This is a genomic window from Paenibacillus sp. cl130, from assembly GCF_900116035.1.
GTDB lineage: Bacteria > Bacillota > Bacilli > Paenibacillales > Paenibacillaceae > Paenibacillus > Paenibacillus polymyxa_B.
Map to the genome: position 1 here is coordinate 22,322 of NZ_FOYG01000002.1, position 24,843 is coordinate 47,164.

The window sequence follows — 24,843 nt, forward strand, 5'->3', positions numbered from 1 at the left end:
ATATATACTCCCTTACATTACTCTTTTAAACAGCTTCTCTAAATCATATGTGGAAAAGGAAACCACAATAGGTCGCCCATGAGGGCAAGTATATGGTTGTTTGCACGCTGCCAAACGCTCTAGCAGCACAATAGCCTGTTGGTCAGTCAGCTTCTGGTTTGCCTTAATCGAAGCCCGGCAGGAGCACATGATCGAGGCCGCTTCCCGCAGCTTAGCAAGATCAATGGCTCTTTCCTCCAGCACCCATCCGGCCATTTCCTCAATGACATCCGCTTCTTCCCCTTGGGGAAGCCAGTACGGGTAAGAGCTGACACGGAAGGTTTGACCGCCAAAATGCTCCAAATACACCCCCGCCTGTTCAAACCAGTGCAGCCTTGTTTTCAACTTTTCCGTCTCGGAAGGCGTAAAATCCAGTGTAATTGGCAGTAGCAGTTCCTGCGATACTGACGCAGGATTGCCGAATTTTTCATAATAAAATTCATAATTCACCCGTTCATGCGCGGCATGTTGATCAATTAAATACAAGCCCTGGTCGTTCTGCGCAATCAGATATGTCCCATGGTGCTGACCGATTAAATTCAGTTCAGGAAAAGTGGGCAACTCTGGAGCTTCTCCCGACACCGCTGCCAATTGCTCGGCATCTAGGCGTTGCTGGCGCGGCTTCTGATCCGCGAAATGACGGGAATCCGTAGCGTGTCCCGCAATCGGCGGCATAGAAGATGGGTAAGCAGCAGAAGCAGCCGTTTCCTGTATCCCTCCACTGTATAAGGAAGATGTGCCTATTGCGGCATTATCTCCTTCGGACGACTGTACAGTCGCTCCATCAGGGAGCGGCACGTCCCATCTAACTTCACTCCCGCTGTTTTCTTCTACAAAATCTGCATCCAGTTCATCATCACTAATACTTTTACCTGAAAGGTTGTTTGCCCGTCCAATGGCTGAGAGGCTATCCCTGCTCGGACGTTGCTCACGCTCCTGGCTACCTCTGTTATTCTCTTCGTTTCTGTTCAAGTAATTGGATTGGCGCGGTACCTGGCTCTCCGGCGAAGTCACGGAAAGTGGCAGTGCTCCCCCCCGGTCTTTGCCGGAAGAAGCATCCCCTTCCGCACTATTTCCCTTCGAGAAGTGAAACTGCTCCTGCACAAACGAGCCACTGTCCTTGCCACCGATCTCGCGCTTGACTGCCTTCGGAATCAGCACTTGCTGCCCTAAAACAGCTTTTACCGAATCTTCAACCAGCTGAAACAGTTCAGTTTCTTTGCTGAACCTTACCTCCAGCTTGGCGGGATGAACGTTAACATCCACCAAAGAAGGATGCATTTCCAGTTGGATCACAGCCAGCGGAAAACGATTGATCGGCAACAAGGTATGATACGCCTTGAGCAACGCCTGATTAAGCCCGTAGCTTCGCACAAAACGTCCATTCACTACCGTCGAGATCGCATTTCGATTTGATCTCGTCCACTCTGGACGGCTGACATAGCCGCTAATTCGGTAATCGAGGCTCTCTCCTTCCAGCAGCAGCATGGATTTCGCAGCAGAAGTTCCGTAAATAGCGGCAATCACCTGCAGCAAATCACCATTACCCAGCGTTTGCAGCAATGTATTGCCATTATGCCGCAATGTGAAGGCTACTTCTGGATGCGAAAGCGCCATTCGATACAATACATCCGAAATGTGTCCCAGCTCGGTCTGGATTGTTTTCATATATTTCAGCCGTGCAGGTGTATTATAAAACAGCTCCCGTACGGTAAAATCCGTCCCTTGTCTACTAGCAGCATCCTCGTGAAGCAACAGCTTACCGCCCTCAATCACTAATTTACGGGCACGTCCGTCATCTCCGGCTGCTGTAAGCAACTCTACTTTCGATACAGCCGCAATACTTGGCAACGCCTCTCCTCGGAAGCCGAGACTTGTGATCTGAAACAGGTCGCGACCATGTCCAATTTTGCTTGTCGCGTGCCGATAGAATGCCGTTTCCACATCTTCTGGCTCAATGCCACTTCCATTATCCGTCACCCGGATACTTTGCAGGCCGCCCTCTTCTACCCATACGTCCACCCGCGTGCCGCCTGCATCAATCGCATTTTCCACCAGCTCCTTCACGACGGAGGCTGGACGTTCTACGACCTCACCGGCAGCAATCTGGTTCGCAATATGTTCATCCAGTACCCGAATTTTAGACATCCTTTTAACCTCCTCCTGACTTCAAAGTGTGATGAAAAATAAGAATAATGTCACTTATTTTAACTACAGGCCATTGGCCTTGTTTTTAAGATCATTTAATAGCTGCATTGCCTGTAAAGGAGTCATATTCATGACATCAGCATTTTTCACCTTGCGCAAAATTTGGCGCACAATCGGATTAGCCTCTACTGTCTCTGCGTGTGGCTTGGAGGCGGCAAGCTCCTGCTCTCCGAAAATGGACAGCTGTACCACTTCGGTTGCTCCTTGCTCCAACGTGCTGGAAGTTTCCACCGTCTGCAGAGTATCTTCTTTTACCAGGGTGGCCTGCTGTGATAAAGACTGAGCTGATGATGCAGTTTCTCCGCTTTCTCGCAATGTCTGGCCTGAATTATATTCGGTCAAAGAAGAAATATCTTCTGTCCCTGAAACTGTACGAAGATCAGTCCCTTCCTTCCCTCCTACTACTGTCTCGGTACCTGCCGTTACTTGAGCCGCTGCCTGTTCAAAACCATTCAGCAGTCCATTCGCTCGCTCAATAATGTTATTGGGCAAACCTGCAAGCCGAGCACAATAAATACCATAGCTACTGCTAGCCGCTCCCGGTATGAGCTTGCGCAAGAAATTCACCTTGTCGCCGCTTTCCTGCACGGCCATAGAGTAATTTCGCAGCGAAGACAGGCCTTGCTCCAAATGTGCCAGCTCATGGAAATGCGTGGATACCAGCGCCTTACAGCCAATCGTGTCATGGACAAATTCGATGACTGCCTGTGCAATTGCCATTCCTTCACTGGTGGACGTACCTCGTCCCAGTTCATCAATAATGATCAAGCTTCGCGGAGTTGCCTTGTCCGTCATTACTTGGATATCTGCCATTTCGACCATAAACGTACTCTGCCCGCCGATGAGATCATCCGCCGCGCCGATCCGTGTGAAAATGCGATCCAGCATTGGCACCTTGGCACGTGCAGCAGGGACAAAGCAGCCAATTTGAGCCATAATTGCAATAAGTGCAACCTGACGCATATACGTACTTTTCCCAGCCATGTTCGGCCCAGTGATAAGTAGAATATGCGCATCGGCTTCCTCCAACACCGTGCTGTTTGCGATAAAACCGCCATCTTTCATTACAGCTTCCACCACGGGATGGCGACCCTGCTCCACTACGAAATCATATCCTGTAGTCAGCTCAGGTTTCACGAATCCCCGTTCCGAGCTAACCGAAGCCAGCGACTGATACACGTCAATTTCAGCCACTTGTTCTGCCAGCTTTTGCAAACGTGGAATTTCAGCGTTCAGTTTACTGCGAAGCTCGGAGAAAAGCGTGTACTCCAGATCAACCATTTTATCCTCGGCTTCCAGAATTAGAGATTCCTTTTCCTTCAACTCCGGTGTAATATACCGTTCCGCATTCGCCAACGTCTGTTTGCGTTCATATCGACCTTCTGGTAATGAAGCCAAATTGGATTTGGTCACCTCGATATAATAACCAAATACTTTGTTGTATCCAATCTTAAGTGACCGAATGCCGGTTGCTGCACGTTCCTTGGCCTCTAGCTCAGCGATCCAACGCTTACCGTTCACACTCGCCTCGCGCAGTTCGTCCAGACGCTGATGGTAGCCTTCCTTAATAAGACCTCCATCCCTTACGGAAATCGGCGGTTCATCCGCCACCGCTTCCTCAATCAACGCACACAGGTCTGTACAGCTATCCAGCGTTTGTGCAATTCGTCTCAGCGTCTTCGAAGGAGATTCAGCGCACAATTCGCGTAAAGACGGAATTCGGGCCAGCGACAGCTTGAGAGCGATCAGATCACGTGCATTAGCACTACCAAAGGCGATCCGCCCAACTAGACGCTCCAGATCGTAAATCTCTTTAAGCTGAGCACGTACATCCTCTCGGAAAATAAATTGGTGGTATAGCTTGTCCACCGCCTCCAAGCGCTCCTCAATAAGATTGCTGCTCAACAGCGGCTTGTCAATCCAACGACGCAACAGACGCGCTCCCATGGAAGTCTCTGTGCGATCCAACAGCCACAGCAGCGAGCCTTTCTTTGAGCGTTCACGTACCGTCTCCACCAGTTCCAGATTCCTGCGGGTAAATGGATCCAGAATCATAAAATGGTTTGGCTCATATACCGAGATTTGGGTCAATTGGCCTAACGATCTTTTTTGCGTTTCATTCAAATAGGAAATCAGGCGCGATACGCACCGTCTACGTTCCTCCGTAAGCCTTGCCCATGTGGCTTCGCCAAATTGATCCCGAACCAGATCATCCTTGGATTTGTCCCAAGCCGTATACACAACGCGCCGTCCAACGGGGGACATACGGGATGTCACAAAATCGAGCAGATGACCATCCCCCAACATTTCGGAAGGCTCATAAATGTTAATTTCATCTAGTAGCCATTCTTTCGAATCAGGCACAGAGGTCACATACAATTCACCTGTTGACAAGTCGCACGCCGCAAGTGCCAGCATCCCGTCCGTCTCTGTGACACATACCATATAGTTGTTGGATTTGTCACCCAGCACCTTGCCTTCCATTACCGTACCCGGGGTCACAACGCGGACAATATCCCGCCGCACCATCCCCTTCGTAGCTGAGGCTTCCTCCATTTGCTCACAGATGGCCACTTTATAACCCTTCTCAATGAGGCGCTGTATGTAATTTTCCGCTGAATGATAAGGCACGCCGCACATCGGAATTTTTTCCGTGGCGCCACCCTCACGACCCGTAAGTGTAATTTCCAGCTCCTTGGATGCAAGAATTGCATCATCGAAAAACATCTCGTAAAAATCTCCCAGGCGGAAAAACAAAAATGCATCTTTGGCCTGCTCTTTTATGGATAAATATTGCTCTATCATCGGTGTATATTTGGACATACCGTTTACTAACCCCCACACTTTGTTCCGTTTAAACTTATAATTATCTCTCATTATATCAAAAATGACAGTCGATAACATGAAACCATTCCTGGTGTCGACACTTCATTTTACGTAAGCTTCCAATACGGGCGCAAATCCCGTGATTCATCCCACTGTTTCCCCTTGCGGAGGCTGTCCAGCAATGGCGCTACATAAGCTTCATATTGCGAGTATATTTCCAGTGAAACCATGTCCAAAATAAGAGGTTCCATATACTCTTTAAGGACAAGTTGATTTCCTTCATAAAAGGCTCTGTGAGCCTCCTCCTCACCCAGCGGCCTACGTTGCAAACGCGGATATTGAGAGGCAATGAGAAACGCCATTCCAATCACACCTTTCGCCAGCTGTGGCGAGATAAGAAAACTGGGCAGTGTACGATATTCAAAGCCTCCATACGACTGACGGCGAAAATCACCTAAATTGCCATAATGCGGTCTGCGTCGAGCCGCACGCTTGTCTTCCAGTAGCGCCAAAGGCAGTGCCAAATAGTTATCTAGTGCCCGAAGCAAGGCACCGTTTAGCGAAACCCCGCTGAAATGCAGATGTCCGCCCAGCGGAAAACCCGGTTGCGGCATCCCCCCTGCCTGCCAGATGAGTGTGCGGTCGGCAATGCGCCGGGCTGCTGTTGCAAAAGCTTGACGCAGGTGCTTCAGCAGATGGGCCGGATCTCCACTCGGCGCAGGGCGAAGCTCAGCGACTGGATACAGTGTTCGTCCTCGACGAGTAACAGCATCGCAGCCGGCTATGCCGAGACGACCCAAATATCTTGAGGCCGGAACGACCCGTCCCTCGGGCATACGAACCAGCACAAATTCAGGGTCCATTCCGATGAGCAGTCGATCTCTTCCTCGTTGCGCTGAAAGATTCTCACTCTCAACATCCCCTTCGCGCGCAGCAATTTCATATAACGTGGCCAAACGTCTATCGTTCAGCCATGGCTGTGCCGAGATTTCGCGCACCTGACAGCTGCGCTCCCCCAGCGGCGTCAGTACCACCTCACCACTGTCCAAACCCAGTGTGTACAACGCTCGTACAGCCAGCCGCTCCATCCGGACATAGAGCGGTGAATGTTGATCCAGTTCAGACAGATCGTATGCGCGGACTTTGGAAGGGCCTTCGATGGCACGTCTACTAATTTCCAACACTCGCAGTAGATGGATTTGCACCGCGTAGCCTATCGCAAAATCTGCTATACTGCTATCCATCCACTGCACCGCTATGCCTGAACGCTCCAGTCTACGCTTTTTTTCATCATTTGGCATCTGTCTGAAGCGTATGAGCGCCTGTCTCGGCTGCTGCATCATATTCCCCCCTACGGACTACGTACGGATTTCAACCCAATTTCAACCCACAATAACAAAAAAGGAGGGCCTTTGCCCCCTGCGCAGAATCAGCCGGCGCAAAGAGTAAAGCGGCCCTCTTTTTGGTTACTTCTGTCAGAGCTCGTCGTCAATGAGGTCGGGGTCGAGCTCCTCATAGTCCCCCTCTTCCGCTCCAAAATCAAAGTCTTTGTCAAAATCATCGCTGCTACCATTCGGGAATACTTCTACAACAATCTTCGTTTCCGCCACCAGCTCCACCGCAAATTCCCGCTCGACCCGGATCATTACGCTGCCACCTCCAGAAGACACACTGGCCTCGACGCAACTCGGCTCCTGTGTAGCTTCGGCGGATACTTCCACTGTAGACGCCCGGTGCTTCGGATCAAGATACGAGAGCGGCACATTTTCCACGTACGACACCGTTTCCTTGGCCACATCGGTCTGCGAGTTTTTATCGTATGAGTACCAAATATTGATATCATACGTCCCGACGACCTCAATGCCGTCCCCCGCCGCCACAGCTTCATACTGGTGGTTAATAATCCATGCCCCTAAAATGCTCGTCGGATTATTCGGCGGAGTTACGGTATGGGTTACGGTAGAGAATCTGCGACCTTTACCACAGATCGCTTTGGTAATAATCTCTCTACGATTTTTATGACTTAATGCCATTCTTGAACCTCCTCCATACAATCAATCATTCCATACATATGTATGCAGGTTGTGGGCGAATGTTGAGTGAATAGGCGAAAAGGAAAAAATATTATTTGTATAAGCATATGCCGCGATGGCTTGAACTCATGCACGCCAATGTGTTACATGCTGCTCAACGATCTGTAAAAATTCACTAAGAGCCGGGGATTTCCACTTTTTCGTGTGATAGGCGACCTGAGTAGCCACCTGCTGTTCACTGTCATCCCAGGCTAAACGCGCCATTTTACCTTCTCGCAGCTCGTTTTGTACCGTTACCAGCGGAAGCAGCGCGATACCCAATCCAGCCATGACACACTGCTTGATGGCTTCAATACTCCAAAATTCCAGGCTAGGGTCTGAAAAAATACCGTGTTTATTCAAATACTGCTCAAAAAGGATACGGTACGTACATCCTGCCTCCGTATGCAAAATGGTTTCGTCTTTCAAGTCAGCAGGCTCTACCCGGGTATAGGTAACCAGCGAATGCTTAAGTGGAGCAACCAAGGCCATCGGCTCATGAATAAGCGTGGTGACATTCAGTTCTCTATCCTCCGTCTCAGGCTGAAGCAAAAAAGCCAAATCCAGCTCACCGGAGCGGATCAAATCGCGTAATTCCCAGCATTCGCCGGGTTTAAGAACAATTTTAACCTTCGGATACCGTTCCCTGTACTCACGGATCAGACTCGGTAGACGAAAAGCGGCCAGAGACTCTGGTGCTCCTATTTTCAGCGTGCCCGCCAATTCCGTTTCTGAACGAAGTGCATCCTTAGCCATAGCATGCATCTTGGAAATTTCCTGCGCATAGGGCAGCAGACGTCGTCCAGCATCCGTCAGCATGATTTTTTTGCCAATGCGATCAAAAAGCGGCGTACCCAACTCTGTCTCTAGCGCTTGAATTTGAGCAGTGATACTCGACTGTGCATAATCCAGTATACGCGCTGCTCGCGTAAAACTGCCTGCCTCAACTACATTTAAAAAGGTAAACAAATGCCGCGATTCCATATTCCGCTCCTTCAATCGGTTTTTCCGATGCAAGCAATCGTTATATTCCGTTTTTCCGATAGATTGATTATCTGATAAGCTGGAGAAAATAACAAGAGAAAGAAGGCTTTTCTGCATGACAAATGAAAGTAAACTTCAATCCACCATTGGTCTTCCACAGGCCATTGCACTCTATATCGGAGCTGTACTGGGTTCAGGGATATTGATTGTGCCTGGACTTGCCGCCCAAATGGCGGGACCGGCATCGCTGCTGGCATGGGGCTTTATGACCCTGCTCATCCTGCCAATGGCACTTTCCATGGGTCTTCTATCCGCCAAATTTCCGAATGCGGGAGGGGTATCGCATTTTGTCACGTTGGCCTTTTCACCACGTGCTGGTGCTTATATCGGGTGGTTTTTTCTCATGTCGGTTCCGATTGGGGCACCTGTTGCCGCACTCACTGGAGCCGGCTATATGACCGCAGCCATGGGCTGGGGAGATGAAAGCCGCATGATGTTAGCCGCTGCTATGTTGGCGGTGGGCCTGATCATCAACTGGATCGGCATGAAGGTCGCGGGACGTATTCAGATCGCTGTCGTCATAGCTATCGTTGCCGTCCTCATATTCGCCATTGCCGCAGCACTTCCTCAGATGGAAACAGTCCATTTCACCCCGTTTGTTCCACATGGCTGGTTCCCTGTCGGTCAAGCGGCCGCGATTCTGTTCTGGTGCTTCATCGGTTGGGAGGCTGTGTCCCATATGTCAGAGGAATTCACCAATCCCCAGAGAGCAGCCGTTAAAGGCGTGACCATTGCAGCCGTCATTGTTGGTTTGCTTTATTTCTTAACTGCGCTGGCTACTGTGGGCACACAAAGTTACCTTGCAGGGGATTCGGATGCTTCGCTCGTATGGGTGATTAGTCGGGCTATCGGGCCATGGGGCGCGATAATTGCAGGCTTGACGGGTATCTTTATTTGTACCGCTACTATTATTGCTTATGTTGGTGCCGCTTCACGTGTCGCTTATGCTTTATCCCGGCAAGGACAGGCCTTTCGCTGGATGGGCATGTTATCCCAACGATTCCATACCCCTATCGGGGGCATTGCTTTTCTTAGCGTCTGCTTCGTGATCATTATGGTGTTGTACAGTAGTGGTACTGTTTCACTCACTAACCTGATCCAGTTCCCGAACGCCACCTTTATTCTGACCTATCTAGGCGGTTGTGCAGCAGGAATTAAGCTTCTGCGTGGTAGTCGCTGGGGCGTTGCCATTAGTTGGATATCGTTCATCTCTACGGCGATCGTTTTCCCCTTTGTCGGATGGGCTATGCTGTACCCTTGCCTGATCACCGCTGTCTTATGGATCACAGACCGAATTCGGCACAAACGGACTTTGAGTCATCCGACTTCTACCATCACTGAACAAGAAAAGGCTACTGTCCGTCATGGATAGTAGCCGCTTAAGGCCTTTACTCTAATTTTTCACTGGAGTAGGGGCCTTGTCCTTTTTCGCAATTTTCAAATACTGATGAAGCTCATGTGTAAGCTGCAATAATGCCGAACGAATCTCAAATTCCTCCCGGGTTGCGGGAAGCTCCATTGCTTTAAATTCTTCACGAACCTGCTCCAGCAGCTTCTCAGTCTGTCCTGTATAATGTCCAGCCAAAACGTCATTGCTAAGCTGGTCGAACAGCTCGGCCAGCAGCTTGGCCTGCGGCATATGCTGATACATTTGTGCGATCAACTGCATCATGTTTTGGATCGAATCCAGTTGTTCTTTTCGCATATAAAAATACACGTTCCAGCCCTCTTGGGGACGAAGCATCTGATTTTCCAAGGAACGCCCTGCCTCCGTAACCCCTTTGGCTATCACGCTGTTCGCTTCAATAACTTCCTTGCCATCCCATATGTATGCTGGACTACGTAGCGTATTGGCCATATTTCTGAATATAACAGAAAATGTCCGATCCACCTCCTGCCGAATTTGTTGCATTGTATTATCAGAACCCGGCATATAGGCTAAGTTGACAATCATCGCGGAACCCAGTCCAATCACTAGCAGAGCTAGCTGGGTCAGCAGTACTTCCATATCAATCACGCCGCCGCTGAATACGCGAAAAACCACGACCGAGCCGGTGACGATTCCTTCTTTAAAGCCCACCCGTACAATGACTGGAAACGCCGTTAAAATATATAATGCTAGTACCCAATCATGAAATCCGAATACCACAAACAAAACACAAGCAAAAAGAAGCCCCACGACGGATGCAAAAAATCTCGCCGAAATGGTACGGAGACTTCTCTTGCGTGTGACATCCACCCCCAAAATCGCTAAAAGCCCTGCTGAGGTGGCTCCATGAATGCCAAAACCCTCCGCAATAAGTACGGCCATTAATGCGGCGATAGCCGTTTTAATCGTACGAAAGCCCATGAAAAAATTCTGTCCTCTCTAGATGAAATCTGTTTCCACATTTTAATGAATATTAAGTATTTCATTTTCATGGTACTTTATTTTCACGTTTTACACAAATGTTCAGAAATTTTATTATTACCGATGAGGACGACCGGAAAGCAGACGATGCTCCACATACACGACCGCCTGATACATCAGTGTAGCTACGACAGCAATGATCAACAAACTGGACATAACCAGCGTGAAATTGAACACCTGAAAACCATAGATAATCAAATAGCCTAAGCCGTTTTTGGCCACCAGAAATTCACCAACTATCACGCCAACCCATGCCATACCGACATTCACTTTCAGCGTAGAGACGATTGCAGGAAAGGATGCAGGTAAAATCACCTTTTGAAACGTATCCCGGCGTGATCCGCCAAACGTACGAACCACTTTGATCAGATTCGAATCAACTTCCTGAAAGCTGTTGTATACGACTAGTGTCGTAATAATGACCGTAATGGAGAGGGTTGTCATTAGGATAGCAGTAAATCCCGCCCCAAACATGACGATAAAAATTGGACCTAGCGCCACCTTAGGCATACTGTTGAACACGACCATATAGGGATCAAGCACCCTCGACAAAAACGGTGACCACCAAATAAGTACAGCCAGCAACGTACCTAACAGTGTACCGAGTAAAAACCCCGCCATCGTTTCTCCCACGGTGACACCTACATGTCCCCATAATTCACCACTGACCGCATCCTTACCGATCTGGGTGAAAATTTTGCTCGGATAGCTGAACAACAGTACATCAATCCACTTCAAACGGCCTGCAATTTCCCATAGCACAAACAAAAGCAGTAAAATAGCTGTCTGTACACCTGTCACTAACCATCGCTGCGAACGCCTGCTGCGTAAATACGCCTGATGTAGTCCTTGAATCCAACGTTGCTCAAGCTGATCCGCTTCGTCCTTCATACGTTAACTCACTCCTTTGCTCCCGAAGCCTCCAGTTCACCCCATATTTCATGAAAAAGCTCATTAAAACCCGGCTGCTCGCGTGCATAAAAAGGCTGAGCTTTTCGGATGCAATCCGGAATCTCGAAGGTACGTCGGACATGACCAGGATTTCGACCCATCACTATAATCCGGTCACTGACCGCAATGGCCTCGGCCAAATCATGTGTGACTAAAATAGCCGTCTTTCTCCGCTCGCGCAAGGTTTCCGCAATCAGATCTTCCAGCTGTAGCTTGGTTTGATAATCCAGCGCGGAGAAAGGCTCATCCAGCAGCAGCAGCCCCGGATTGGTCGCCAGCGTCCGTACCAGCGCCACGCGCTGACGCATTCCCCCAGACAGCTGGGACGGATGCAGATGCTCCTTCCCTCCTAGACCCATGCCTTCCAGCAACAGCCGTGTCCGCTCACGCGCAGCTTCATCCACTCTATTGCCTAGCTCCAAACCCAACAATGCGTTATCCATTATCGTCCGCCACGGGAACAGATAATCCTGCTGCAGCATGTAACCGACCTCTGGACTCGGACCACTTACCGGCTGACCTTGCAGCATGACTTGGCCTGCCGCTGGACGCAGTAGCCCCGCGATCATGGACAGGATCGTCGTTTTGCCGCAGCCGCTTGGACCAACCAAACTGACAAACTCCCCTGTCTCTACAGAAAAATCAATATTCTCAACCGCCAGCGAAGCTTCACGATCCGTTACATAGACATGCGTCACTTTCTCCATTCTCACCATCGGGATGGTCGCGTCCGAAGTGAGGCCACTCCGTTCCTCCATCATGACGAACCTCCAGCACCGACACCTGCATCCGTAGATTCAGTTGTGCTCTTTTTCACAGGCGGTTCAGTATTCCCGGTAGAGTTTGATGAAATCGCTTGTTGTGCAAAGCTTGGGTTCACTAGCTTATCTAGTACAACCGGACTTTTAAGCTCCCCTGCCGAGGTCATGACATCCTGTAAGTTCTTCCATTCCTTTTCCTCAATCATCGGGTTCAAAGCATAGGTACTCTGTTCCTTATATCGTTTGATACTACTCGTCAAAACAGCTAAATCTGTATCTTTAAAATAGGGCGTGATTGCTTCAGCAATCTGTTCAGGTGAATGCGTAGCAATCCACTGTTGTGCCCGATATACAGCATTTGTAAATTTCTGTGCAGCCTCGCTATTTGTGTTCAGGTAGCTTTGCTTAGCCATATATACCGTATACGGCAACTCGCCGCTCTCCACACCGATAGAGGCAACTACCCGTCCACGGCCTTCCTTTTCAAAAATAGATGCCTGTGGCTCAAACAGCTGCACATAATCCCCTGTACCGGAGCCGAAAGCAGAGGCAACATTAGCAAAATCAATATTTTGAATCAGCTTCAGATCCTTATGAGGATCAATGCCGTGTTTGCGAAGCGTAAATTCAAGTGACATTTGCGGCATTCCGCCCTTGCGTTGCCCCAAAAAGTTTTGTCCTCTCAGCTTTTCCCATTCAAAGCTATCCTGCGTTTGACGGGCAAATAAAAAGGTACCATCCTTCTGTGTCAGTTGGGCAAAATTAATGATAGGGTCCTCTGCTCCTTGCTGATACACATAAATAGATGTTTCCGCGCCGATCAGCGCGATATCCGCCTGATTGGACAATAACGCCGTCATCGCCTTGTCACCCCCGGGAATCGTTGCGAGTTGGACATCCAGTCCCTCCTGAGCAAACATCCCCTGGCTCAAGGCTACATACTGCGGCGCATAAAAGACCGTACGGGCTACCTCGCCCAGTCTGATCTCAATCGTCTGCTCCCCTCCTTTAGGGGTGCACCCACTGAGCAACAGTAATCCGAGTAGTGCCGCAGCCACCACAGCTTTGAAACGAGCGCCGTTTTTCATCCTTGTTCCCTCCCCACTTTTTTACATCGGTTGACTTCATATATTGTTATGCGACTGTCGTTATAATGGTTAATCGCACAAAAAAAAACCGCGTTCGCCTAGGAACGCGGGGTAGATGCATATATGATTATTTTATAGTTTCTAAATTACAGCTTGTATATGGAGGTATATTTCTCTTCCAGATAGTCGGCGAGATAATCCGGGTTCAGCTCCTCACCTGTAATGGCTACAATCAACTCGGATGGCGTCCGACTCTTGCCGTAACGGTAAATACGTTCGGTCAGCCATTGCTTGATCGGCTCAAGTTCCCCAGCAGCAATTAATTCATCCAGATTGGGCAACTCTTTGCGTAATGTCGCCAAAATTTGCGCTGCATACATATTGCCAAGCGAGTAGGAAGCAAAATAACCAAAATCACCACCGGACCAGTGAACGTCTTGAAGTACGCCCAGTCCGTCATTCGGTGGTAGAAGCCCCAGGTAGTCCTTATATTTCGCATTCCACACCTCGGGGAGACGCTTCACATCCAGCTTTTCATTAAACAGCATTTTTTCAATTTCATAACGGATAATGATATGTAAATTATATGTTAGCTCATCCGCTTCAATACGAATCAGTGAATTTTCCACACGGTTGACTGCCCGGTAGAATTGCTCTGCCGTAACCTTCGCCAAACGATCAGGAAAATGCTGTTGCAAATCATCGTAATACCGATCCCAAAAAGCACGACTGCGTCCGATTTTATTTTCCCACAAGCGCGACTGGGATTCATGAATCCCCATAGAGGTTCCTCCAGACAGTAGTGATCCTGCTAGCTCTGGAGCAATATTTTGTTCGTACAGCGCATGGCCTCCTTCATGCAACGAACTGAAAATAGCGCTGGTTACATCATCTTGCAGATAATGAGTTGTTATACGCACATCACCTGGATTTAATCCTGTTGCGAAAGGATGTACACTCTCATCCAAACGACCTGCGTCAAAGTCATACCCCATCTGTCCTAAAATGAACAGGCTGAACTTCTCCTGCTGCTTCACATCAAACACACCATCTAAAAAGCTCTTATCCGGCTGGTTCGATGAAGCCTGAATTTTAGACAATAGGGGCACAAGGCGCTTTTTGAGACGATCAAACACAGCATCCAGCTTTTCAACCGTCATCCCCGGCTCATATTGATCCAAAAGCGTGTCATACTCTGTATCCTTAACACCCCAGTAGCCGATAAACTCACGCTTCATGTCGACGATTTTAGACAAGTACGGTTCAAATCCGGCAAAATCGCTATGTTCCTTTGCGTCCTCCCACTTGCTCTCTGCCTGTGCTGCAAGAATGCTATACTGCCGATATCGGTCTGCCGGAACCGAACGATTCAGTTCATAATTTTTACGGCATTCCTCCACCAATCTGCGATCATTGTCCTCCAGTTGCTTCAGCTTGTCTTCTGGGGCAAAAAATTGCAGCAATTGTCCCATTTCATCCGAGATCATCAGCTTGAACATTTCAGTGGACAGCATACCTAACGTCTCCGACCGAATGTCAACGCCCTTTCGCGGGGCACCAGTCCGTAAATCCCAGTGCAGCAGACCTACTGCTTCGCCATAACTACTAATTTTGTGTGCAAGCTCCTTTAAAGCCGTCAATTGATCCAACGTCTGTTGCGCCATATTTGAGGTCACCTCTTTAACTTAAAATGGTTAAAACTTTACAATACCTATACTTGATGATACTTATATTAAAAAGTATAATCAACACACAACATGTACGACCAGCTCCTAAGACCTGAAATAAACGTTGGGCTGTACATATCAAACTTTATAAGAACCTGGAGGGAACAATCGTGGATCACATCAAAGACATTTTAGAGTACAATCGTGTTTTCGTAGAAAACAAAGAATACGAGGCCTATAGAACGGGCAAGTTCCCCAATAAAAAAATGGTCATTATCACCTGTATGGATACACGGCTAACAGAGTTACTCCCTAAAGCCATGAACCTGCGTAATGGTGATGTGAAAATCATCAAAAATGCGGGTGCGATTATTTCACAGCCCTTTGGAAGCGTAATGCGCAGTGTACTAGTCGCCCTGTATGAGCTGGGAGCAGACGAAGTAGTGGTCGTGGGCCATTATGAATGCGGCATGGCTGCATTAAATGCAGACCACATGGTCAATGAAATGCTCGATCGCGGAATTTCTCAGGAAGTGCTGAATACATTAGAAAATTCAGGAATTAAGCTAAATAAATGGTTGAAAGGTTTTGACAACATTGAAGAAGGGGTAAAAACTACCGTGAAGCTTATTAAAAATCACCCGCTTCTCCCCCCTAATGCCCCCGTTCACGGCATGGTTATTCATCCAGATACAGGAGCGTTAACGCTTGTCGTTGACGGGAATGAACAGTAAATAGGATACGCTTCGGCAGAAAGTTACCAGGTAGTTTAAGCTCGTACATACGAGCTTAAACTACCCTTTTTTATGAAAAAAAGCGCATATACGTGGAAAATGACAGGAGCCAATTTTGGCTAACCTGTGAACGACCTGTCTGAAAGTTGTCAAACCATACAGTTTCAGTGTACACTTTTCATGAAGCTGCAGAATACCTGCCGCAGTGCTGTTACAACCGTTACTATGATGGATGAAGGAGATAAGATCTATGAATTTACTATCGTATGGTCTGTTGGGGCTTCTCGCAAGAGAGGAATCCTCCGGCTATGATCTGATGTTGCGTATCCAGCCTTTTTGGCAGGCCAAGCACAGTCAGATCTATCCGCTACTGGCCCGTATGGAGGGCAAGGAACTACTAGCCTCCCGTTGGATTCAGCAGTCCGACAAGCCTGATAAGAAAATGTATACCATTACCGACAAGGGAATCCATATGCTTCAGCAATGGTCCCAGGAAGCGTTAGCTGCTCCGGTTACACGGGATGAATTAAGTCTTCGACTGTTCTGTCTTTGGTTGACAGACAAAAGTAGTGCCAATCGTATGCTGGAGGAACGCAAACGTCATTTTATTCAGAAAATCCAGCATCTAGAGGATATTCTGAACAACATTCCCGCAGAGAATTTACATTTTGGCAGTAAAAACTTTGGTGACTATATTTTAGTACAAAAAGGGCTTTTGAATGCTAAAGCAGGTCTGGAATGGTGCCAAATGGTTCTGCACATGCTGCTTGCCGGTGATGTCAGTGTGGACACTAATCCGTTTGCACTTAAGCCGCAAAGCTGAATGCTTTTGCTAATCCATGCATAGGATTTAAGGAACGTTATTATTTAATTTTTTAAAAATTAAAATTCTTTGAAACCCTTTTCCATGCCATTCGTATTACTAGTAAGCGGTTGTTTGACCTATAAAACAATTTACTAAGGGGGATTATATTTACATGAAAAAAACATTCACTTTGAAAAATATGATGATGCTGATGATGGCTTTTACCCTATTCATTGCTATGATCGCACCATCTACAGCTGACGCAAGGCGAGGCGGCGGGTTTAAATCCGGGCCTAAATCGTACCAATCTACACCAAGCAAGGCGAATGACAGCAATGGCATCAATAAGTCAGATAGCGGAACCAAGTCAGGGGCAACTGCCGGTAATACAAGCAGAACTGGTGGATTCCTTGGCGGTGGCGGCGGATTCCTGAAAGGTATGATGCTGGGCGGTTTGGCAGGTATGCTCTTCGGTGGATTGTTCGGTAACATGGGCGCATTAGGCAGCTTGCTTGGCCTTGCCGTTAACGTTCTCGCCATTTATGTCCTGATCATGGCTGGAGTAGGTATCTACCGTGCTATTAAAAATCGTCGCAGACCAGATGATTCCCGCGGAGGACGTTACTAAGCTATGATTTTGAGTATGGATGAGATTGTCAACGCTATTTGCTTGCATATGGCTGAACGCAAAGGTGTCCAGCCCACTGATGTGACAGTAGAATTAAGCTGGGAAGAGGATACAGGTTATTCAGCAGAAGTCCATGTACAGGGCCGCAGTCAATATCTGGTGGAAGCCAATATGATTGAAGCAATTCTGAGATACCTATATTCCGAATACAATATTCGTGCCTATCGTGAACAAATCAGATTGGATCTGGATGAAGAAATTACTGCTATTGTCCAAACTTGATTATTTCGCATAAGATCGTTGCACAAACTTATTATAAAACAGAAGAACCGACCTTTGCTTGAGGGCAAAGGTCGGTTCTTTTTTGTTGCTCGTTTCTCTAATAGATCAAGGTGCTATAGTATTACATATAGACGTGGACGTCCCTTGCTATATGGATTCATTTGCTCTATGAATAGCCTGTCTGCCAAATGATGGAACCGGAGCTACCTGTACCCGCGGCACCCTTTCGAGTAAGCCACTACCGTACATTTCCCGAAACGGCTGCTCTTCCATATGAATATAGCCTATATAGCAGCCGCATTCTTTCATTCGGCACGGACGTTTGCCACTCAGACCCTCAAGACCATCCCTGTATAAGTGTCCAAGCACCCGTCGATCCTGATAGCAGTGTTTTACTCTTCCGTCACCCTGGACATAAAATACATCTTCACCGGCGCGACATCCCCGCCCCTGACTGCTATAATCCTTTAAATTCCATTGAAAATAGGGGTCTATCGCAGTTAATTCAGCAACCTCAGCATCTGTATAATAATGTGGACGATCCTTGTAGGCGTTGATCCACAAATAAACATCCCTTGGAAGTTGCGATCGCAAGGAACGAATAGCCGGAAATGCCTGTCTTAACCCGACGGTACCGACACTATAGGAAATACCAAGTTCATATAGCTTTATAGCCTGCGATATAAAAACTTGCTCTTTCGTCTCTCCAGGGTGATATGTAGCCCACAGCGCAGCAGTCTCCGGGTTCAGTTCTTGCGTCCAATCCAGCTTAGTCGATAGATTCGTCTGTACCGCCACTTTTTCCACATGCGCCATGTGGGAAAACTCAATCATGGTCTTGCGATACCAGGAATGAATTAAGGCTTCTCCATACGGATTAAAAAAAATAGAGAGACGATGCCCCAAAGCGCCCTGTTCCCGTACCCAATCAGCAAACCGTTCCAACTGGGCCCGATCCTTGTTCAACGTTTCCCGACTATCAACGTTTTTACTGAACGGGCAGTAAGGACAAGCATAGTTGCAAGAGGTCAACGAACCACGATAATATAAGGTCGCTCTCATGCGCCTACATATCCTTCCATGCGCTCACGTACTGACGTGGAGATCATCCAGTCCCCAATCGCATCGGAATAGGCCATTCCTTCCTCTGTAAGTCGCAGCGTACCCTCCTCGACGACAGCCATACCAGATTCCAGCAGCAACGACATTCCTGTAAAATCGTCCGACAGGGATACACCGAAGCGCTCTGCATAGGCCGATAGCTCCAAACCTTCACGATGAAGAAGCGCCTTTAAGATAAAGCGTCGCTTACTCTCATCCACATTTAAAATAAAGCCGTAGTCAGCCAGATCATGACGTTCCGCAGCAACATAATCTGCGATAATACTACGCGTAGCTGCTGCACTAACACCATAACGGCTAGCATAGTGGACATTGCGTGTATAGGAGCGTGCACCACACCCAAGACCGGCCATACCTTCCTCCTGACAACTATAGGGCAAAAGCTCTTTGCTGGATATACCATCATTTTTAGCAAAACGGCGCATGGAATATTGTACATATCCTGCCTGTTTGAGCCGTTCACGCGCCACTTCATACAAAGTAAGGCGAATATCATGATCCAGCCCGGTATAGCCTGGCTTTAAAATCGTATTTTCTCGAATATATAACGGGTAAAGAAAAATCTCTCCTGGCGAGTAAGACAGTGCTTCCTCTAAAGAATACAGCCAGGTTTCCACCGTTTGACCAGGCAGGCCATAGATCAGATCCACGTTCAGCAAAGGAAAGTTGTATTCCACCAGCCGCTCAAGTGCTTCTCTAACAAGTTTTGGCTTCTGAGGTCGGTATATGGCGGCACTTTCTGATTCCACAAAGCTCTGAATTCCCATGCTGACACGATCTGTCCCGCGGCGCTTGAGCACCTCCAACCTATCCTCAGTCACAGTATCAGGAGAGGTTTCCACCGAAATAGAAGCTCGTTTAGGGTCCAGTCCCATTATATTTTCCGCAATGTCAAACAAACGCTCCACCAAAGGAGCCTCCAGTAAGGTCGGTGTACCGCCGCCGATCGCAAAACGCGAAAAAGGCCGACGGCCCATAATTGGTGCCCATTGCTTGGCTTGTCTTTCTAGCGCATCCACATACTCCTTATGTACATCCAGACGCTTGTCCGGCAAAGTGAAGAGATTACAAAATCCACAGCGAGCCGCGCAAAATGGAATATGCATATACAAAAAATTGCTTTCTAACTCCTCCTTCTCCCACAACTCCTGCAACGAGAGCGGTGTATCAAACGGGCGATAGGCCGTTTTATGTGGGTAAGAGTACAGATAGGAGCGATAGGGAGCTTCACGGATCGTGCGTGCCCATTCAACAGGAGTTTCAGGCCACTGAAACCTAGACGGTGTTAAGTTTGTATCTATCTCCTGGGCTGCCGCACCCGTTGGATGCGAGTGATTCAGATTCATGGCTTTCATTTCTGCTCCTTCCTCGCGCTGGATTGATTTCTTGATATTTTACCAGTGCAATCTATATTTCTATTTGCTCTATAATATAAATTCGCGGTAAGGCACATTCCAGACTACCTCATGCGCCAGACGATGTCCTTCATAGCCGTCTTCCCCATAAGCTGTACCATGATCGGAAAAAACCATACAAAACGTTTTGCCCCGATTTCGTAAGGCATCAAACAAACGTCCAAGTTCACCATCCACATACCGTAAGGCTGCCCGTTGAGACTCCACTGAATCTTTAGCTGCGCCTTTCACAAAATAATGATTAGGCCCATGAATCGCTGATACATTCAGAAACAAAAACAAGCGCTGCGACGGGTCTGTATTCCCCAACAGTTTCAGAGCATGATTCACCTGATTCTCCGTCGAACGGGGGTTGGTAACGCCAAAGTTCATACGCCAGTAGCTTTCTTGAAAATATCCAGGCAGCACCTTGGCAAGCTTATTTTTCTTCGTGAAAAAAATAACGCCGCCGATACAGATGGTCCGATAACCTTCACCCTCTAGCCCGGACACAATATCCGGGGCATCGAACAGCCAGGTATGTGGATGCGTACGCAGTCCCGTATCCTTTGTGTGAAACAGTCGGATATGTGAAGTCTTATCCGTATTCGCCGGAGTCGGCAAAAATCCGCCAAAAAAAGCATGATGTGCAGCATAGGTAAAGCTACCCGGTGTATGGCGTTTTTCCCACGAGCCGGAGCCGCACAAATTCGGACAATTCTCTTCCTCCAGCTTTGCTACATCATAACGCAGGGTATCCAGCGTAATCATGACAATATCATGAGAGCCGACAATTTGGTTCATATCAGTCATATCTGTCTTTCCTTTCCCTAACCACGCTCCTATTAGCGAGGTGCTGCATTTCCCATTCATACGGATTCCAACCCTGATGTTCAACCCGGTACAGCAAATCACCGAACGGATTAACATCCAACACATAGGGACGACCCCCATGAGCCGGAACAAGCACATCCAGCCCAGCGACCATGGACGCCGGAAAAACACTCATAGCAGCTTTCGCAGTAAGCTGGACCGATTCCACCGTACTCTGTGGTAATCCGGCTTCCTTCAGCGAGAGCCGCTCATTACGCAAATGCAAATTGGTAATGGGGCTGTGGCTCAAACGCAAAACCGCATGGCAAGCTTCTGATCCGCACACGAGTTGACGCACATCATAAACACGCCCGTTCAGGGTCGCTTTGGGAATCCAGCGCTCCACATGTACCCCTTCCAGGCATAGCCAGTTAAGGATAGCATGAATGTCCTGCTTATTCGTATAACGACGTAATCGTCCGGCATTATAATACACGCGCTGTCCGTGTATGATTTCCGTTCCAATCGTGGTCACCGCCAGTTCCGCGTGTGTATGGGGATGTACCTGATAGGCCATGACACCAGAAGCACCGGACCCACAAAATATTTTCACAAATACGCGGTGAAACCCGCTCTCCTTCATTGCCGTGTGCAGATCATCAACATCACGAAATGCACCACCTGAAGATGCAAGTACTGGCGGGACCCTTATGTCTGCCTTGCCTAAATCGGTGCTACAACGCCGTTTGTCGAACATTACGGCCACTTCCGCCGGATCATTCATCCAGTGTGACGAGGGCCAGAGCAGAGCCACTTCATCCCGCAGCCAGGCCAGCAGACGGCAATAGCCCCGGAACCATTGTGCCGGGTGCCAAATACGACCGTGCTGCTCCTGCAGACGTCGCGCTTCTGCCGCCGCTATACCTGTGCCTTGTGTCCATTCGGGCCATGGCAACAGAGAATCGTCTCCCTCAACATCCGAGGCGCCCAGAGCAATCAACTCACGCTCTACCTCAAAGTTTTCGCCCGGTGCATCCAGACGAAGCAGCGGACCACTGTCCATCTGCCCCGCCAGTAACTGATCAATGCTCTCTTGCACAAAAGAACTGCCATTCACGCTATCCTGCGTAGCTCGTGCAGCTATTCGCAACATCAGCTCGCTCAGACCTTGTTTCTGCCGAATAGCTTCCAGCACATTCTTATAGGAAACCTCCAGAGCGGGCGGAAGCTTTAATCTGCTTCGCGCCTCCTGCAGCCCGGTAGTTCGACGATTCCCCGGATTACCGAACAAGATAAACGGCTCGCTGACATTACAGTCTGACATCCTAACCATAGAGCCGCCTCACTTTAGATCATTTTAATTTTGAAAACAGTCCGTTTTAGAAATCCATTTAACAAATTACTCAGTCAGTGATGGATAGCGCCAATCATCTTCCTCATCCGCTTCTTGTTGATCTTCCACGTTCACAGATAGACCCGAGCTTTTCCAACGTTGCATCATTTCACTAGACATATAATGATAGCTCAAATCCAGATGCTTCAGCCCTTTTATACTTTCACTAGCCAGCAGCGCTTCTGCACCTTTATCAGACAACGTACCTTGTGAGAGATCCAGCACTTCCAGCTGTCCAATCACAGGGGCATTAGCTGCTGCAATTGCAATTTCATCCTGTATTTCACTATCTTTGAGTCCCAAGTATGTAAGTTTGGGAAAAGGATTGCTGTCCAAGAACGGCAAAATATCATTGAGGTTACCGTCAAAACCATAGTCCTCGACACCCAAATACAGTTCCAGCTTGCGTAGTTCAGGCAGTTCGGCATTACATATTTGCTGAAGAACCCTCACAGGCAGGCCACCACAGATAATAACCAATTCCTGAAGATGGCTATGACGAAGCGGCTCCAAGCTCAGGTCCTGGCTTCCTTTGATATGAAAGGACTCCAATGCTGGAAACGCTTCTAACAACGGGGACAGATTCGTCTGGTTAATCCATGAAACCTCACACTCATCATATTCCATATCACCAATAAACAGTTTGCGTATCTTAGGGAATTGATCTTTGAGCTTCACTAACACTGGGATAAAATCCTCTGGTGAACTTTCATAGGCGCCGCCCCAATCTCCAATGATGAGATCAGTAATTTGCGCGCTCTCCGGCTTGGCTGCCAGTTCCTCAATAGATTTAGCCATCGTTTGGCCATTCTCATAAGCTTCATAATCCACTACCAATTTCACTTCCATCTTACAATTCCTCCGATCGCTTGTCTGAGATCTCGTAAACTATCTATTTCCAATTTAGTCTATCCTATTCTACCAATGTTCGTCAAAAATAGTCCCGCTTCGACATCAATCCTATGTAAAATGTGCTCAATGAAATAAAAACAAGACAGCCCGCTAAGCAGGCTGTCTTGCATATTCACAATAAACTTCTACTATTATATAGTACGTGAGTTTAGAGCCAAATTATTGGCTAATTGTAATCGGTGAGTTATCGGACAGCAATGCCAGATTATTCACGATCACATTCTCCTCATTGCTCAAACCACTGGTAACGAGTGTTTGGGAACCTGCCGTCTGAACAGTCTTCACTTCCTTACGTTTCGCATGGTCTCCGTTTACAACATATACATATTCTTTTCCTTGATCCTTTTGAACTGCCGCAGTAGGAACCACAATGCCTTCTTGTGCATTGGCAGCGACAAAGCTGATATCAGCCAACATACCGGATTTCAGTTTCGTGTCTGGATTCGCTACTGAGATTTTTACAGGATAGCCTTTTCCACTTGCATCCAACGGGCTTACATTTTTAACTGTACCTGTTGTTACAATGTTGGAAGCTGCAACACGAACCTGTACCTTGTCACCTGCTTTTACATTGTTGATCTGTTCCGCTGGAACATAGATCAAAGTATTGACTGTACTCAGATTAGCGATGACCAGTGCAGGAGACTGAGCGGATACCATTTCGCCCACTTCTGCATTTTTCGTACCCACAATACCATTGATCGGTGATGTAACAACGGTGTCATCCAATGCATCCTGAGCAATGTTCACATTCAGCTGAGCCTGCTTAAAAGATTGTTGGCTGGACTCGATAACCGCAGTATTTTGAGATACTTTGAGCTGATTTTGCGCATTACTGTAACCGCTATTGGCATTACTATAGCTATTTTTTGCTGAATCATAGCTGTTGCGAGCTGTAGTTAGGGCCTTCTGCGCAGCTACCAACTGATCTTGCGCATTAGCCTGAGCATTTTGTGCATTATTGTAAGCCGCTTCCGCATTCACAACTGCTGTTTTGGCTTGTTCTAATTGTGCTTGGGTACTCGCACCTGCATCAAATAGACTTTGTGTACGTGTTACATTTTTCTGTGCATCTGCCAAAGCTTGCTGCGTTTGTTTCACCGTATTGGCTGCTGAGGAGACACCATGTGTTGCTTGTTCTACGGCTGTAGTGGCTTGATTAATAGCCCCCTGTGCCTGATTGATTGCGCTTTGGGATTGAATCACGCCGCTCTTGGACTGCACTAAGCCCGAGTTTGCTTGAACCATCGTAGATTCGTGGGATGCTTGAGCGGTGCTTACTCCGGCTGCTGCCGCAGCTGCTGCGGCGCGGGCTTTCGCAACATTATTCCGCATGTCCTTATCATCAAGCTTGAACAGTACTTGACCCTTTTTAACCTCGGTGCCAATATCCACAGGCAGTTCAACCACTTTGCCGCCCACTTTAGGCACGATGTTCACCGTCTCCGAAGGTGTTACGGTTCCTGTATAAATATTTCCCTGTCCGATAATTCCCTGCTGTGCTTGGCTGATTTTAACCGGAACGACCATATCCTGAGCCGCCCCGCTATTACTGGAGCAGCCTGCCAGCACTGCGCCGCCGAGCACTAAAGCCGCTAATGTACTTTCTACTCTCAATATTTTCATGATAATTCCCTTTCTTTCTGTCCGTGGAAATAATGTAAGCCATCCAGTCGTATTTTATAGTTCTTTGG

General features: G+C 48.0%; 21 protein-coding genes. 5 read left to right on the forward strand and 16 right to left on the reverse strand.

Translation table 11 applies throughout. The features are described from left to right. Positions 1-12 precede the first annotated feature (12 nt). From mutL to BM358_RS06485, 5 genes are all read right to left on the reverse strand, one after another. Entirely contained in the window at positions 13-2,187 is a 2,175-nt protein-coding gene (mutL, locus tag BM358_RS06465) for a DNA mismatch repair endonuclease MutL (RefSeq protein WP_028540708.1), read from the reverse strand. A 63-nt stretch (positions 2,188-2,250) separates the two neighbouring features. Further along, entirely contained in the window at positions 2,251-5,070 is a 2,820-nt protein-coding gene (gene mutS, locus BM358_RS06470; RefSeq protein WP_028540707.1) for a DNA mismatch repair protein MutS, read from the reverse strand. Positions 5,071-5,180: 110 nt separating this feature from the next. After that, positions 5,181-6,416, reverse strand: a complete 1,236-nt coding sequence (locus BM358_RS06475) for a putative amidoligase domain-containing protein (RefSeq protein WP_028540706.1) — start codon at positions 6,414-6,416, stop codon at positions 5,181-5,183. A 132-nt stretch (positions 6,417-6,548) separates the two neighbouring features. Then, complete coding sequence (locus BM358_RS06480) at positions 6,549-7,106, reverse strand: outer spore coat protein CotE (protein WP_013310588.1); 558 nt, start codon at positions 7,104-7,106, stop codon at positions 6,549-6,551. Positions 7,107-7,232: 126 nt separating this feature from the next. Further along, positions 7,233-8,129, reverse strand: coding sequence for a LysR family transcriptional regulator (locus tag BM358_RS06485; RefSeq protein ID WP_028540705.1), 897 nt, complete (start codon positions 8,127-8,129; stop codon positions 7,233-7,235). A gap of 115 nt (positions 8,130-8,244) precedes the next feature. Between BM358_RS06485 and BM358_RS06490 the strand changes: the two genes are divergently transcribed. Then, complete coding sequence (locus BM358_RS06490) at positions 8,245-9,561, forward strand: amino acid permease (RefSeq protein ID WP_028540704.1); 1,317 nt, start codon at positions 8,245-8,247, stop codon at positions 9,559-9,561. A gap of 21 nt (positions 9,562-9,582) precedes the next feature. On the opposite strand, the gene BM358_RS06495 is transcribed toward BM358_RS06490, so the two are convergent. From BM358_RS06495 to BM358_RS06515, 5 genes are all read right to left on the reverse strand, one after another. After that, a complete protein-coding gene (locus BM358_RS06495) occupies positions 9,583-10,539 on the reverse strand; it encodes an aromatic acid exporter family protein (protein ID WP_023989050.1) in 957 nt (318 codons plus the stop codon). 117 nt (positions 10,540-10,656) lie between these two features. Continuing rightward, entirely contained in the window at positions 10,657-11,490 is an 834-nt protein-coding gene (locus BM358_RS06500) for an ABC transporter permease (protein ID WP_013310592.1), read from the reverse strand. An 8-nt stretch (positions 11,491-11,498) separates the two neighbouring features. Next, a complete protein-coding gene (locus BM358_RS06505; protein WP_023989052.1) occupies positions 11,499-12,311 on the reverse strand; it encodes an ABC transporter ATP-binding protein in 813 nt (270 codons plus the stop codon). Then, a complete protein-coding gene (locus BM358_RS06510) occupies positions 12,308-13,399 on the reverse strand; it encodes an ABC transporter substrate-binding protein (protein WP_028540703.1) in 1,092 nt (363 codons plus the stop codon). Before BM358_RS06510 ends, BM358_RS06505 begins: the two co-directional genes overlap by 4 nt. A 146-nt stretch (positions 13,400-13,545) precedes the next feature. Beyond that, positions 13,546-15,063 (reverse strand): carboxypeptidase M32, encoded by a 1,518-nt coding sequence (locus tag BM358_RS06515; protein WP_028540702.1) that lies wholly within the window; start codon positions 15,061-15,063, stop codon positions 13,546-13,548. Positions 15,064-15,236: 173 nt separating this feature from the next. Here BM358_RS06515 and BM358_RS06520 point away from each other — a divergent pair, with 173 nt between their 5' ends. The 4 genes from BM358_RS06520 to BM358_RS06535 all read left to right on the forward strand — a co-directional run bounded on the left by BM358_RS06520 (position 15,237) and on the right by BM358_RS06535 (position 17,515). After that, complete coding sequence (locus BM358_RS06520) at positions 15,237-15,800, forward strand: beta-class carbonic anhydrase (protein WP_023989055.1); 564 nt, start codon at positions 15,237-15,239, stop codon at positions 15,798-15,800. Between the two features lie 250 nt (positions 15,801-16,050). Beyond that, positions 16,051-16,623 (forward strand): PadR family transcriptional regulator, encoded by a 573-nt coding sequence (locus BM358_RS06525; RefSeq protein ID WP_028540701.1) that lies wholly within the window; start codon positions 16,051-16,053, stop codon positions 16,621-16,623. Between the two features lie 154 nt (positions 16,624-16,777). Continuing rightward, on the forward strand, positions 16,778-17,233 hold the full coding sequence (locus tag BM358_RS06530) for a hypothetical protein (RefSeq protein ID WP_023989057.1): 456 nt from the start codon (positions 16,778-16,780) through the stop codon (positions 17,231-17,233). A gap of 3 nt (positions 17,234-17,236) precedes the next feature. Continuing rightward, entirely contained in the window at positions 17,237-17,515 is a 279-nt protein-coding gene (locus BM358_RS06535) for a YxcD family protein (RefSeq protein WP_013310599.1), read from the forward strand. Between the two features lie 147 nt (positions 17,516-17,662). Here BM358_RS06535 and BM358_RS06540 read toward each other — a convergent pair whose 3' ends face one another. From BM358_RS06540 to BM358_RS06565, 6 genes are all read right to left on the reverse strand, one after another. Next, positions 17,663-18,577, reverse strand: a complete 915-nt coding sequence (locus BM358_RS06540) for an STM4011 family radical SAM protein (protein ID WP_049828346.1) — start codon at positions 18,575-18,577, stop codon at positions 17,663-17,665. Continuing rightward, a complete protein-coding gene (locus tag BM358_RS06545; protein ID WP_028540700.1) occupies positions 18,574-19,992 on the reverse strand; it encodes an STM4012 family radical SAM protein in 1,419 nt (472 codons plus the stop codon). Before BM358_RS06545 ends, BM358_RS06540 begins: the two co-directional genes overlap by 4 nt. Before the next feature lie 69 nt (positions 19,993-20,061). Continuing rightward, a complete protein-coding gene (locus BM358_RS06550) occupies positions 20,062-20,844 on the reverse strand; it encodes an STM4013/SEN3800 family hydrolase (protein WP_028540699.1) in 783 nt (260 codons plus the stop codon). After that, the gene (locus tag BM358_RS06555) at positions 20,837-22,177 is read right to left on the reverse strand and encodes an STM4014 family protein (RefSeq protein WP_028540698.1); all 1,341 of its coding nucleotides are present in this window, start codon (positions 22,175-22,177) and stop codon (positions 20,837-20,839) included. The genes BM358_RS06550 and BM358_RS06555 overlap by 8 nt, the downstream gene beginning before the upstream one ends. Positions 22,178-22,243: 66 nt before the next feature. Continuing rightward, positions 22,244-23,086 (reverse strand): STM4015 family protein, encoded by an 843-nt coding sequence (locus BM358_RS06560; RefSeq protein ID WP_028540697.1) that lies wholly within the window; start codon positions 23,084-23,086, stop codon positions 22,244-22,246. 222 nt (positions 23,087-23,308) lie between these two features. Next, complete coding sequence (locus tag BM358_RS06565; protein ID WP_023989063.1) at positions 23,309-24,775, reverse strand: efflux RND transporter periplasmic adaptor subunit; 1,467 nt, start codon at positions 24,773-24,775, stop codon at positions 23,309-23,311. Positions 24,776-24,843: the final 68 nt, after the last annotated feature.